Source organism: Curtobacterium sp. MCBD17_040 (genome assembly GCF_003234805.2).
Lineage (GTDB): Bacteria > Actinomycetota > Actinomycetes > Actinomycetales > Microbacteriaceae > Curtobacterium.
Genome location: NZ_CP126273.1, coordinates 2333911 through 2346668, shown reverse-complemented (window position 1 = coordinate 2346668; position 12758 = coordinate 2333911). Strand labels below are relative to the sequence as shown.

The window sequence follows — 12758 nt, the reverse complement described above, 5'->3', positions numbered from 1 at the left end:
CAAGAACTGGAGCACACGGTGACCACTCTCCGACTCGCGATCGTCGGTGCAGGCCCCGCCGGCATCTACGCCGCCGACATCCTCAAGCGCGAGGCACGCGGGTTCGACGTCTCGATCGACCTGTTCGAGCAGCTCCCGGCGCCGTACGGTCTCGTCCGGTACGGCGTCGCACCGGACCACCCCCGGATCAAGGGCATCATCAACGCACTCCGCGACGTCCTCGACGGCGGTGCCGTCCGCGTGTTCGGCAACGTCCGGTTCGGCCAGGACATCACCCTCGACGACCTCAAGCGGCACTACAACGCGGTCGTGTTCTCCACCGGGGCGATCAAGGACGCCGAGCTCGACGTGCCGGGCGTCGACCTCGAGGGCTCGTTCGGCGCCGCGGACTTCGTGAGCTGGTTCGACGGCCACCCCGACGTCCCGCGCACCTGGCCGCTGGAGGCCGAGAGCGTCGCGGTCATCGGCAACGGCAACGTGGCGCTCGACGTCGCGCGGATCCTCGCCAAGCACGCGGACGACCTGCTCCCGACGGAGATCCCGGACAACGTGTACGAGGGCCTCAAGGCGTCGCCCGTCACCGACGTGCACGTCTTCGGGCGCCGCGGCCCCGCGCAGGTCAAGTTCACGCCGCTCGAGCTCCGCGAGCTCGGCGAGGTGCCGGACGTCGACATGGTCGTGTACGACGAGGACTTCGACTACGACGAGGCGTCCAAGGCCGCCGTGGCGACGAACAAGCAGGTCATGGTGATCGACCGCGTCCTGCAGCAGTGGCGCAAGCGCGAGCCCGGCACGGCGTCACGCCGGCTGCACCTGCACTTCCACGCGCGGCCGGTCGAGATCGTCGGTGCCGACGGCAAGGTGACCGCCTTGCGGTACGAGCGCACCCGGCCCGACGGTCAGGGCGGCGTCGAGGGCACCGGCGAGTTCCGCGAGGTCCCGGTGCAGGCCGTGTACCGCGCGGTGGGCTACTTCGGGTCGCCGCTGCCCGGTGTCCCGTTCGACGAGCGCCACGGCGTCATCCCGAACCACGAGGGTCAGGTGCTCGACGACGACAACCAGCAGATGCCGGGTGTTTACGCGACGGGGTGGATCAAGCGCGGACCGGTCGGACTGATCGGGCACACGAAGTCCGACGCGATGGAGACCGTCCAGCACCTCGTCACCGACCAGGCGAGCTGGTGGAGTCCGGAGGATCCGTCGGAGGAGGCCGTCCCGGCCCTGCTCCGCGAGCGCGGCGTCGAGTACACGGACCTCGACGGCTGGCACGCCCTCGACGCGCACGAGATCGCGCTCGGCGAACCGGCGGGGCGTGCGCGCGTCAAGGTGGTCCCGCGCGAGGACATGGTGGACGTCTCGCTCCGCCGGGGCGCCACACAGCGGGTCTGACCGACCCGTGGCGCCGTCCGGCGGCCGCCTCGTGGGGGTCGACCTCGCGCGGGCACTCGCGCTCGCCGGCATGGTCGTGGCGCACGTCGGCGCCGTGCCCCAGACCGTGGCGTGGTCGGATCCGTCCACCTGGTCCGCCGTCGTGAACGGGCGCTCCTCCGCACTCTTCGCGCTGCTCGCGGGAGTGTCGGTCGCGCTCGTCACGGGTCGGACTCGCCCGTTCGCTCCGACCGCGATGGCCGCCGCCCGGATCCGGCTGGTGGTCCGGGCGGTCCTCCTGGTCGCGCTCGGGGTGCTGCTCGTGGCACTCGGCACGTCCGTGGCCGTGATCCTGCCGACGTACGGGGCGCTGTTCCTGCTGGTCGTCCCGGTACTGCGGTGTCCCCGGTCGGTCCTGCTGTCGTTCGCCGCGGGGGCGGTCACGTTGTCGGTCCCGGTCGCGCTCGCGACCGCCGCGCTGTTCGCCCACGCGGACGCCGCGACGGCGCAGTTCGGCCGGACGTACCCGGTCCTCACCTTCCTCGAGTTCCTGCTCGTCGGACTCGCGGTGGGGCGGAGCGACCTCCCCGCTCGCCGGACGCAGGTGCTGCTCGTCGTCACGGGGACGGCGCTCGCCGTCGCCGCGTACACGGTCGGTGCGGTCGTCGCGCCGGTCGACCCCGCGGTGGCCGTCGTCACCGGGGTGCCATCGGCCGGCGGCGCGACGGGACCGTCAGCGGTCGTGCAGGAGTGGCTGTCGCCGCGGGCCCACTCGTCGTCGGTCGTCGACGTCCTCGGCTCGACCGGGGTGGCGGTCGCGGTCCTCGGCGCGTGTCTGCTCCTGACCGAACGCCGAGCCCGGCTGGCGCGGATCGTGTGGCCCGCGGTGGCGGTCGGCAGCATGCCGTTGTCCGTCTACGCGCTGCACATCGTCGCGATCGCCGTGCTCGCGCACACCCTCGGGCCGACCGAGGGTCCCGCCGTGGCGGCCTCGTTCCTGCTCGGCGCCGTGCTCGTCGCCGTGCTCTGGCGGCACCGGTTCCGGCGCGGTCCGCTCGAGATGCTCCTCGCCGCGGCTACTGCAGGGCCGCGGTGAGCCGCGCGACGTTGTCGAGCACCTGCGAACGGGTGGGCCGCTCGAGCCACTCGTCGAGCGTGATCTCGAACGCGTCACGGCGGTAGGCGTCCTGGACCTCGCGGAGCGCGTCGACGAAGCGATGTCCTCGGACCATGACCGATATCTCGAGGTTGAGGCTGAACGACCGCATGTCCATGTTGCTCGATCCGATCACCGAGACGGCGTCGTCGATCGTGAAGTGCTTGGCGTGCAGGATCGTCGGCTTGTTGTACAGGTAGATCCGGACGCCGGCGCGCAGCAGCCCCTCGTAGTAGGAGCGCTGGGCGTGCCAGGTCAGGGCGTGGTCACCGATCTCGCCGACGAAGAGCTCGACCGCCACGCCGCGTTGCGCCGTCGTCGTGATCGCGTAGAGCATCGACTCGTCCGGCACGAAGTACGGGCTCGTGATCACGACGCGCTCCTGCGCCGCGTAGAGCAGCGCGTTGAAGAGGCGGAGGTTGTTCTCGCCGTCGTACCCGGGGCCCGAGGGGACCACCTGGCAGTCGAGGGCGTCCTGCCGGTCGGCGCGGTGGACCGGGTCGCTCTCGCGCACGAGGAGCTCGTCCGTCTCCGAGTACCAGTCGGTCACGAACAGCGCGTTGATCCCCGCGACCACGGGACCCTCGAACCGGACCATGAGGTCCTTCCAATGCAGACCCCGTCGGCGGTTGATCCCCGTGTCGTAGCTCGAGTCGATGAGGTTCTGCGAGCCCGTGAACCCGAGCCCGCCGTCGACGACGAGGAGCTTGCGGTGGTTCCGGAGGTCCGGACGCTGGTACTTCCCGCGCAGGGGCTGCACGGGGAGCATGAGATGCCATTGCGCCCCGATCTCGTCGAGGCGCGCGAGCGTCGCCCGGTACCCCGGGTAGCCGCGGCTCGCGATGTGGTCGAGCAGGAACCGGACCGTCACACCGCGCTGCACCGCTCGCCCGAGGGCGTCGAAGAACGGGGAGGTCGTCTCGTCGAGCGTCGCGATGTAGAACTCGACGTGCACGAAGCGCCGCGCGGTGTCGACCGCATGGGTCATCTCGGCGATCGACTCCTCGTAGTCCGGGTAGAGCTCCGCGGAGTTGCCGCCGACGAGCGGCATCGACCCGAGGTTGCGGTTCAGCTCACTGACGCCGTGCAGCCAGGACGGCCAGCTCGGTTCCCGCCGCACCCGGTCCATGCCCTCGGTCTGGTCGAGGATGTACTGGTTGATCTCGGCCTGCTTCTCGCGGCGTGCCTTCGGCAGCTTCGTCGAGCCGATGAGCAGGAAGACGATGAACCCGAGGTACGGGATCAGGAAGATCGCGAGCAGCCACCCCGTCGCCGTCTGTGGTTTGCGGTTGATCGGCACGTAGATGATCGAGAACGCGCGGATCGCGAGATCGAGCAGGACGAGCAGGACGATGACGGCGACGTCGAGCCAGTGCTCCACAGCGGGCCTCCGGTCTCGGCGGTCGGGGGATGCCGGCTAGCGGAAGTTGACGAACTGGAGCGGCACGTCGAAGTCGGTCCCCCGCAGCAGGGCCATCGTGGCCTGGAGGTCGTCCCGGCTCTTCGAGGAGACCCGGATCTCGTCGCCCTGGATCTGGCTCTTGACGCTCTTCGGGGCCTCACCGCGGATGAGCGCGCCGACCTTCTTGGCGACGTCCTGCTCGATGCCGTTCTTGAGCGCGGCCTCGATGCGGAACTCCTTGCCCGACGCGTACGGCTCGCCGGCGTCGAGGCTCTTCAGGCTGATGCCGCGCTTGATGAGCTTCGACTCGAAGACGTCGAGCACGGCCTTGGCGCGCTCCTCGGAGTTGGCCTTGATGAGGACGTCCTCGCCGCTCCACGCGATCGACGCGCCCACGCCCTTGAAGTCGTAGCGCTGCTCGATCTCCTTGGCGGCCTGGTTGAGGGCGTTCTCCGCCTCCATCTTGTCGACCTTGCTGACCACGTCGAAGGAGCTGTCTGCCATGCCCGACAGCCTAACGAATGCGGCACCACGCGGCGGGGCCCCGGATGGTCCCGAGCGGCACCGCCGACACGGTATGCTCGTACGGCGCCTCCGGTCGGTGATCACACGGGTCGGGTGCGCACATGGCGAGTTACCCAAGCGGCCAAAGGGATCTGACTGTAAATCAGCCGGCGTAGCCTTCGGGGGTTCGAATCCCTCACTCGCCACCCACGCGACGAGGGTCCGTCCGCATCGGACGGACCCTTCGTCGTCCCGACGGGTCCGTCCGTCCCGGGCCCCGTCCGTCCCGAGGAGGCCCCCGTGCCCGGAGCCAGCGCCACCGTCAGCGTCCCGGAACTCGCCGACATCGCCGAGTCGATCGGGCGCGACGCCGCAGCCCTCGCGCAGCGACGGCGGACCGAGGGGGTCGAGGTCACCGACCGCAAGTCGAGCCTCGTCGACGTCGTGACCGCGGCCGACCGTGAGGTCGAGGCGATGATCCGACGGCGGATCGCCGAGGTGCGACCGGACGACGGGTTCCTCGGCGAGGAGACCGGCACGAGCGTGGGGTCGAGTGGGCTGACCTGGGTGGTCGATCCGATCGACGGAACCGTCAACTACCTGTACGGCAGCCCGTCGTACGGCGTCAGCATCGCGGTGGTCGAGGGCGAGCCGCACCCCGCGCGGTGGTCGGCGCTCGCCGGGGTCGTCGTGGCGCCGGCCACGGGCGACGTCCACCGGGCCGAACGCGGTCGCGGAGCGTGGCTGAACGGGCGCCCGCTGCACGTCGGCGCACCGGCGTCGCTCGCCGAGTCCCTCGTCGCGACCGGGTTCGGGTACACCGCCGAGCGCCGCCGCGACCAGGTCCGCGTGCTCGCGGGACTCATCACCGAGGTCCGGGACATCCGACGTGGGGGAGCGGCGTCACTCGACCTCTGCGCGGTGGCCACGGGGACCGTCGACGCCTACTACGAGCGGGGGATCAACCCGTGGGACATGGCGGCGGGCGCCCTCGTCGCGGCGGAGGCCGGCGCGACCGTCGAGAGCTGGGATTCGGGTGACGCCCGGGGGTACGTCGTCGCGGCGCCGGTGATCGCCGGCGCACTCGTGGAGCTCGTGCGGGGCCTCGAGGGCACGGACTGACGGCGCCATCCGCCTCGGACTGGCCGTCCCCAGGTCGGGGGTGCGCGACTGGCAGGCGCACCGTGGACGCTGGTACCGTGCCAGTTCCGTCACTGCTCGCCCCGCGAGCGCGTTCCGCCCCGTCCTGAGGATCTCGTCCACGCCGCCATGCCCTTCGACGCCAGTGCAACCGCCCCGTCCGTCACCGGTCCCGAAGCTCCGGTCGCACCGACCACCCGGCGTCAGCGCATCGACGCAGAACGCCGGGAGGCCCGGAGCGGTGGACGCAGGTCGGCTCGCGTCCGATCCGCGTCGCGTCCAGCGGCTTCCGCTCCGCACACGGAGGCCGCCGACGGTCCCGCGGTCACGCCGGTCCACCGGCCGCTCGTCGTCCCGCCCGTCCGCGGTGCGGGTGTCCCGCTCGCCGCGGCCACGTCGGCCCGGGTACGGGGGAGCAGGACGGGCTCGGTCCCGGTCGTGGCGCAGCGTCGCGCGGCCGTGGCGGCTCCCCGGCGTGCCGGGCGGGGCCGCGGGGCCGGGGTCGCCACGGACGGCGCGCTGCGGCGCGCGGCCGAGCGCGTCACCGGTGCGGTGGCGCTGCTCTTCGTGGCGGGACTCGTCGTGTCGACCTCCCTGCCGGCGCAGGCGTCCTGGTCCCCGATGCCCCTCCCGGGACACGCGGCCGCCGGCACGACCGCGCAGTCCCTGACCGTCGGCGACGGCGCCTCGGACGCCGAGACCGGTCGGGACGGCTACACGGTCTCCCAACCCGCGGCCGCGTCCGCGAACACGAGCGACACGTTCACGAACGACCCGAACGGGACCATCCAATGGCCGTTCACGACCGGCGTGCCGATCACGAGCGGATTCGGCGCCCGCAACGTCGAGGGCTGCTCGTTCTGTTCCACGTTCCACGAGGGCGCGGACTTCGCGCCGGGCGCGGGCACGCCGATCCGGGTGATCGCCGCGGGCACCGTGACCAAGGTGCAGGCGGACGACGGCGGGTACGGCAACGACGTGTGGGTCGAGCACGACGTCGACGGCAAGCGGTTCGTGAGCGTCTACGGTCACATGGAGGACGACTCGTTCGAGGTGGTCGAGGGGCAGCACGTCGCGGTCGGGGACGAACTCGGCCTGGTCGGGAGCACGGGCAACTCCACCGGTCCGCACCTGCACCTCGAGGTCCACGTCGACGGCGTCGCGGTGGACCCGATCGCCTGGCTCCGGGCGAACGCGGACTGACGCTCGGCACGCCCGGGGAGCGTGACCGGTGCACGCACGGCGCGCCGGCTCTGCTATCCTCGTACGGTGCCGCGCGCCGGGTTCCCGTCCGCGGCCACGCCCCGATAGCTCAGTGGTAGAGCACTTCCATGGTAAGGAAGGGGTCGTCAGTTCAATCCTGACTCGGGGCTCCGACCCGCAGCGCTCCCCGCGCCGCGGTGTCCGCGGCGGGGTAGCTCAGTTGGTTAGAGCACACGGCTCATAATCGTGGTGTCGCGGGTTCAAGTCCCGCCCTCGCTACCGTTCTCCGGCTCGGTCGACGCCGCTGGCGTCGGTCCGGCCGGTCCTGGCCGCGGCCGCTCCGTCCCCCGCAGTCGTGGTGCGACCGACAGGCAGGATGGATCATGGCCCTCATCCACGCGCGTTTCGACACGAGCGATCCGGACCAGGCCTTGGCGGCGCTCCGCACGGTCTACCCGACGGTGCGGGTGCAGGACGTGCCCGCCGGAGGTGGCTTCCGGTTCACCCAACACGTCGACGGAGACCAGGACGTCACCTTCGCCCGGATCCGCTTCGGATCGGTCATGGACCTCGCCAGCGATCTGACGGACGGCTTCAGCATCGTCCACACGCTCGAGGGCCGCTACGACAACGTCGACACCGGACCCAGCGCCGGCCCGTCCCTGTGGCACGGCGCCGTCCGCAGCCACTCGGAGGACTCGCGACTCCTCGTCGTGAACGTCACCACGGCCGCGGTCGAGCGGCTCGCCGCGGAGCACCTCGGCGCCGAGACGGCGGTCGTCCGGTTCCACGGCACGGCGCCCGTGTCGGCCGCGGCGGCGGCGCTCTGGTCCAGCGTGGTCGACTTCGCCGCGAGCGGAGTCATGGACGATGGCGAGGACGAGTTGTCGGGCGGCTTCGACCTGGTCCGGCAGCAGGCGTTCCGCGCGCTCATCGGTGCCGCGCTCCACGCGTTCCCGATCGAGGTCGTGGCGGGCACGGTCCGCGGGACGGGTTCGCTCCCGTCGTCCGTGCGGCGCGCCGTCCGGTTCATCGAGGACGACCCCGGCCGTCCGATGAGCGTGGCCGACATCGCCGCGGAGGCCCGGATGTCGGTGCGCGGACTCCAGCTCGCGTTCCGTCGGCACCTCGACACGACGCCGCTCGACCATCTCCGGCGGGCTCGGCTCGCCGCCGCTCACGAGGAACTGGAGGCAGCGGATCCGGGGACCGGCGCGACCGTCACCGAGATCGCGGGGCGCTGGGGGTTCGGCAACGCCGGCCGGTTCAGTCGTGCCTACCGCGAGGAGTACGGCCGGTCGCCGGGCGAGACCCTGCGGCACTGACGAGGCGTGGTGCGGGCACCACGGTCCCGAACGTGCTGGTTCAGCGGTGCAACGTCGTCATCGGCGACTCGCCGAAGCGCTCGCGGTAGCGCTGCGAGAACCGCCCGGCGTGCATGAGGCCCCACCGCGTCGCGATCGCCGCCACCGAGTCGCCGCGGGACGGATCCGCGGCCACGAGGTCGGCGTGCGCGCTCCGGAGGCGGTAGGACCGCAGGTACTCGAGCGGGGTCGACCCGAGCGCGCGGCGGAAGGCGCTCTGGAGTCCGCGGACGCTCATGTGCGCGGCCGCGGCGACGTCCGTGATCGTGATCGGTGCGCCGGCGTGCTCCTCCATGAACGCCACCGCGCGCCGGACCGCCAAGGGGGCCTCGGTCAGCCCGGCGTCGACCGGCGCGAGCTCGAAGGCCGCGATGGTGGCCGCCGCCAGGGACTCCTCGGCCGTCGTCCGGACGATGCTGCCGGCCTCCACGCCGGGCAGCGCTGCCGCGGCACGGGCGTGTGCTGCGGCACTGGCCCAGTAGCGAGCCAGGGCGGTGCCGACGGGGCGCGCGGGCTGATGGGGGAGCCGGAGTCGTTCGTTGCCCGTGGTCGTCCGTGCCACGCGGTGCAGGACGGCGAGTTGGATCGAGACCGCCTCGAGCACGTCGAGCGTCGCGGGGAGATCGTGATCGCCGGGCGGGAGGAGCAGGAGGTGGTGATCGCTCCCGTGGTCCTCGGGGCTGACCACGTGGCGGAGACGGAGCACGCGCACGTGATCGGACCCCACGTGGTCCGTGCTCGCCTGCCGGCCGGTGGGGACACCGTCCTCTTCCGTCGACCGGGGCTGCCCCGACACTTGCGTCACTCGCCCTCGCTTTCCTGCCCCGGAATCCTAGGAGCGGGACGGACGTCGGGACCGCCGGGGAGCGCGCACGCGGAGAAGCCGTGCGCGCACGGGACAACTGTCTTCGTTCACTGGCTCCGAGCCGGGCAGGGCGCCGCGCACGCGGTCCTCGGTAGACTGCCCGGGTGTCAGTGAACCCCGAGCTCGTCGGCAAAACGTTCCCGCCGGCAGCGCCGTACCTCGTGGGTCGCGAGAAGGTCCGTGAGTTCTCTCGCGCCGTCTTCGCGACCGCCCCCGTCCACCTCGACGCCGCGGCCGCCCGCGCCGCCGGGTACGCCGACGTCGTCGCGCCGGCCACGTTCGCGGTCGTCGTGCAGGAGGCCACGCTCGCGCAGCTCCTCGCCGAGCCGGACGCGGGGATCGACTTCGCGCGGGTCGTGCACGGCGAGCAGCGCTTCCGCTACGAGCGACCCATCGTCGCCGGCGACGAACTCACGGCCACCCTGACGGTGACGGGGGTCAAGACCCTCGGCGGCAACGCGATGGTCACGGCGGAGTCCGCCGTGGTCGACGCTTCGGGAGCCCACGTCGTGACCGCCACGTCGACCCTGGTCGTGCGGGGGGACGACGCATGAGCGCGGTCGACACCACCGGCGCGAGCGAGGTCGGTGCCGTCGTGGCCGAGCGGACGGTGCACCTGACGCGCGATGCCCTCGTGCGGTACGCGGGGGCCTCCGGCGACTTCAACCCGATCCACTACCGCGACGACGTCGCCGCGGCGGTCGGGCTCCCCGGTGTGCTCGCGCACGGCATGCTCACGATGGGGCTCGCCGTGCAGCCGGTCGCCGAGTGGCTCGGTGACCGCGGGTGGCTCCGCGAGTACGGGGTGCGCTTCACCCGTCCCGTGGTCGTCGACGCCGAGGGCGGCGCCGACATCACGGTCGTCGCGAAGATCGGGCTGCTCGACGACGACGGCCGCCCGGAGCGCATCGACCTCACGGTCACCGCGGCGGGCGTCACCGTGCTCGGCAAGGCCCAGGTGTGGGTGGTGTTCCGCTGACCGAGTCGGTGACCGCACTCGCGGAGCTCACGACCCTGCGCGTCGGCGGCCGTCCGACCCGGCTCGTCGTGTGTGCGACGACGGACGGGCTGGTCGAGGCGGCCCGACGGACCTGGGCCGACGGCGACGACTGGCTCGTGGTGGGCGGCGGGAGCAACCTGCTCGCCGCCGACGCCGGGTTCCCCGGAACGGTCCTGCTGGTCCGGACCCGCGGGGTCGAGGTCGTCCCGGACGGTTCGGACGCCGTCCGGCTCCGCGTCGCGGCGGGCGAACCCTGGGACGACCTGGTCGCCCGGACCGTCGAACGCGGCTGGACCGGACTCGAGGCGCTCTCCGGGATCCCCGGGACGACGGGTGCCAGTCCCGTGCAGAACGTCGGCGCGTACGGAGTCGAGGTCGGCGACGTCCTCGCCGCGGTGGAGTTCCTCGACGCCGACACCGGAGAGCGGGCCTGGCTCCCCGTCGACGAACTGGGCCTGGGATACCGCACGAGCGTGTTCAAGCGCGGACGCCGGGGGGTCGTGCTCACCGTCGAGTTCCGCCTCGGTCTCGCCGACGGCCGTGGCGTCCCCGTGCGGTACCCGCAGCTCGCGACCGCGCTCGCCGTGGAGCTCGGCGCGGCCGTCGCCCCGACCGCGGTCCGGTCGGCGGTGCTCGGCCTCCGCGCCGCGAAGGGCATGGTGCTCGACCCGACGGACGCGGACACCGCGAGCGCGGGGTCGTTCTTCACGAACCCGATCGTGTCGCCCACGTTCGCCGCGACCCTGCCGCTCGACGCACCGCGCTGGCCGGTCGCACCGGACGCCGCTCCGGCGGTCGTCCCGCTCGGGTCGGCTCCGGCGGCGCCCCCGACGGTCCCCGACGAGCGGGTGAAGCTCAGCGCGGCCTGGCTCATCGAACACGCCGGCGTGCACCGCGGGTTCGCCCTGCCCGGGTCGCGGGCCGCCGTGTCGTCGAAGCACACGCTCGCGCTGACGAACCGCGGTGGCGCCAGCGCGAGCGAGGTCGCCGAGCTCGCGCGCTACGTCCAGACGATGGTCATGACCCGGTTCGGCGTCGCCCTCGTGCCGGAACCCGTCGTGGTCGGTGACCTGCTCGACTCGGTGCCGGACTGACCGCTCGCCGGGACGCACGTTCCGGGCACGTGTCGGGCCTCCCGGCCGGCGACCCGTTCGTCGGGGCGCGGGCCGCGGGGGATCAGGAGAACAGGCGCGTCAGACGTGCGACGCCCTCGCGGATGTCGTCGTCGCCGAGTGCGTAGGACAGGCGCAGGTACCCGCTCGGTCCGAACGCCTCCCCGGGCACGACGGCGACCTCGGCCTCGTCCAGGATCATGTCCGCGAGCTCGAGGGACGTGGTCGGCGTCACGCCTCGCCAGGTGCGGCCGAGCAGCGCCGTGACGTCCGGGTAGACGTAGAAGGCGCCCTGCGGCGTGGGCGTGGTGAACCCGGGGATGGCGTTGAGACCGTCGACGATGAGTCGGCGCCGACGGGCGAAGGCCTCGCGCATGGCGACGACGGGCTCCTGCGGGCCGGTGAGCGCGGCGATCGCCGCACGCTGCGAGACGTTCGAGACGTTCGATGAGAGGTGCGACTGCAGGTTCCCGGCCGCACGGACGACGTCCGCCGGGCCGATCATCCACCCGACGCGCCAGCCGGTCATCGCGTAGGTCTTCGCGACGCCGTTGACGAGCACCGTCTGGTCCGCGAGCGCGGGCACGGCGGCGAGGATCCCCGTCGCGACCGTACCGTCGTAGACGAGGTCCTGGTAGATCTCGTCGCTGATCACCCAGATGCCGTGCTCGAGCGCCCACTCGCCGATCGCGCGGGTCTGCTCGGGGGAGTACACGGCGCCCGTGGGGTTGGACGGCGAGCAGAACAGCAGCACCTTCGTGCGGTCGGTGCGGGCGGCCTCGAGCTGCTCGACCGTGACGAGATAGTCCTGGTCGCTCCCGGCGAAGACCTCGACCGGCACGCCGCCCGCGAGACGGATCGCCTCGGGGTAGGTGGTCCAGTAGGGGGCGGGCAGGAGGACCTCGTCGCCGACGTCGACGAGGGTCGCGAACGCCTGGTAGACCGCCTGCTTGCCACCGTTCGTGACGATCACCTGTCCGGCGGTGACATCCGCGCCGGACACGGTCCGGGTCTTCGCCACGATCGCCTCGCGCAGCTCGGGCAGCCCGGCGGCCGGGGTGTAGTGGTGGTTGCGGGGGTCGCGCGCGGCGTCGACGGCGGCGTCGACCACGTGCTGCGGCGTCGCGAAGTCGGGCTCGCCCGCCGCGAACGACACGATCGGGCGCCCCTCGGCCTTGAGCGCCTTCGCCTTGGCGTCGACCTTGAGCGTCGCCGACTCGGCGATGGCGGCGACACGGGAGGCGATGCGGGGCGCGGAACGGGGGGCTTCGGTGCTCACGCGGTCAGCCTACCGGGGCGCCCCGCCCGGCCGGAGGCACCCGAGTGGACACCGCCTCCGCCGCTCCCGTAGACTGATGCGCGGTGGTCGGAATCCGCCACGCTCTCGCGCGCCTCTTCGCCGTGTGATCGCCCCTCGGTCGGGCACCCGGTAGGGTGACACGGTCGAGCGGATGGATTCCCTCACCGACGGAAGGGCGAGCCCTTCCGAAGGGCGGTGGCTCAATTGGTAGAGCAGCGGTCTCCAAAACCGCAGGTTGCAGGTTCGAGTCCTGTCCGCCCTGCAGCTCGGTCCGCACGATCCGGTGCGGACCGGACGACGGGTCAGCAGGCGCACCGTCTGCGATCTGGCCTCCGAAGGGTGTG

Annotated in this window: 12 protein-coding genes and 4 tRNA genes; 12 read left to right on the top strand and 4 right to left on the bottom strand. The window is 72.4% G+C overall.

Annotated elements, in window-relative coordinates:
• The first annotated feature begins 18 nt into the window (after positions 1-18).
• Both DEI94_RS10975 and DEI94_RS10970 read left to right on the top strand, forming a co-directional pair.
• On the top strand, positions 19-1389 hold the full coding sequence (locus tag DEI94_RS10975) for an FAD-dependent oxidoreductase (RefSeq protein WP_111027029.1): 1371 nt from the start codon (positions 19-21) through the stop codon (positions 1387-1389).
• A gap of 7 nt (positions 1390-1396) precedes the next feature.
• A complete protein-coding gene (locus DEI94_RS10970; RefSeq protein ID WP_111027028.1) occupies positions 1397-2464 on the top strand; it encodes a DUF418 domain-containing protein in 1068 nt (355 codons plus the stop codon).
• On the opposite strand, the gene cls is transcribed toward DEI94_RS10970, so the two are convergent.
• On the bottom strand, positions 2445-3905 hold the full coding sequence (gene cls / locus DEI94_RS10965) for a cardiolipin synthase (protein WP_111009431.1): 1461 nt from the start codon (positions 3903-3905) through the stop codon (positions 2445-2447). The genes DEI94_RS10970 and cls overlap by 20 nt on opposite strands.
• Positions 3906-3941: 36 nt before the next feature.
• Complete coding sequence (locus DEI94_RS10960) at positions 3942-4430, bottom strand: YajQ family cyclic di-GMP-binding protein (RefSeq protein ID WP_111009432.1); 489 nt, start codon at positions 4428-4430, stop codon at positions 3942-3944.
• Between the two features lie 124 nt (positions 4431-4554).
• Here DEI94_RS10960 and DEI94_RS10955 point away from each other — a divergent pair.
• The 6 genes from DEI94_RS10955 to DEI94_RS10930 all read left to right on the top strand — a co-directional run bounded on the left by DEI94_RS10955 (position 4555) and on the right by DEI94_RS10930 (position 8098).
• Positions 4555-4636, top strand: a tRNA-Tyr gene (locus tag DEI94_RS10955).
• A gap of 94 nt (positions 4637-4730) precedes the next feature.
• Positions 4731-5552 (top strand): inositol monophosphatase family protein, encoded by an 822-nt coding sequence (locus DEI94_RS10950; RefSeq protein ID WP_111009433.1) that lies wholly within the window; start codon positions 4731-4733, stop codon positions 5550-5552.
• A gap of 456 nt (positions 5553-6008) precedes the next feature.
• Positions 6009-6773 (top strand): M23 family metallopeptidase, encoded by a 765-nt coding sequence (locus DEI94_RS10945; protein ID WP_146249508.1) that lies wholly within the window; start codon positions 6009-6011, stop codon positions 6771-6773.
• A gap of 98 nt (positions 6774-6871) precedes the next feature.
• Positions 6872-6943, top strand: a tRNA-Thr gene (locus DEI94_RS10940).
• A gap of 35 nt (positions 6944-6978) precedes the next feature.
• Positions 6979-7052: transfer RNA gene (locus DEI94_RS10935), tRNA-Met, on the top strand.
• Between the two features lie 104 nt (positions 7053-7156).
• Positions 7157-8098: an AraC family transcriptional regulator gene (locus DEI94_RS10930; RefSeq protein WP_111027026.1), complete on the top strand. Its 942-nt coding sequence runs from the start codon at positions 7157-7159 to the stop codon at positions 8096-8098.
• Positions 8099-8138: 40 nt separating this feature from the next.
• Here the strand turns inward: DEI94_RS10930 and DEI94_RS10925 are convergent, their stop codons facing one another.
• Complete coding sequence (locus tag DEI94_RS10925; RefSeq protein WP_146249507.1) at positions 8139-8942, bottom strand: helix-turn-helix transcriptional regulator; 804 nt, start codon at positions 8940-8942, stop codon at positions 8139-8141.
• A 164-nt stretch (positions 8943-9106) separates the two neighbouring features.
• Here DEI94_RS10925 and DEI94_RS10920 point away from each other — a divergent pair, with 164 nt between their 5' ends.
• From DEI94_RS10920 to DEI94_RS10910, 3 genes are read left to right on the top strand one after another with little or no spacing between them, the layout of a single operon-like run.
• Positions 9107-9556 (top strand): FAS1-like dehydratase domain-containing protein, encoded by a 450-nt coding sequence (locus tag DEI94_RS10920; RefSeq protein WP_111027024.1) that lies wholly within the window; start codon positions 9107-9109, stop codon positions 9554-9556.
• Positions 9553-9981 (top strand): MaoC/PaaZ C-terminal domain-containing protein, encoded by a 429-nt coding sequence (locus DEI94_RS10915; RefSeq protein ID WP_111027023.1) that lies wholly within the window; start codon positions 9553-9555, stop codon positions 9979-9981. The genes DEI94_RS10920 and DEI94_RS10915 overlap by 4 nt, the downstream gene beginning before the upstream one ends.
• 8 nt (positions 9982-9989) lie before the next feature.
• The gene (locus tag DEI94_RS10910) at positions 9990-11096 is read left to right on the top strand and encodes a UDP-N-acetylmuramate dehydrogenase (protein ID WP_258376490.1); all 1107 of its coding nucleotides are present in this window, start codon (positions 9990-9992) and stop codon (positions 11094-11096) included.
• Between the two features lie 82 nt (positions 11097-11178).
• Here the strand turns inward: DEI94_RS10910 and DEI94_RS10905 are convergent, their stop codons facing one another.
• Positions 11179-12393 (bottom strand): pyridoxal phosphate-dependent aminotransferase, encoded by a 1215-nt coding sequence (locus tag DEI94_RS10905; RefSeq protein ID WP_111027022.1) that lies wholly within the window; start codon positions 12391-12393, stop codon positions 11179-11181.
• Positions 12394-12603: 210 nt separating this feature from the next.
• On the opposite strand from DEI94_RS10905, the gene DEI94_RS10900 reads away from it, so the two are divergent.
• Positions 12604-12676, top strand: a tRNA-Trp gene (locus DEI94_RS10900).
• Positions 12677-12758: the final 82 nt, after the last annotated feature.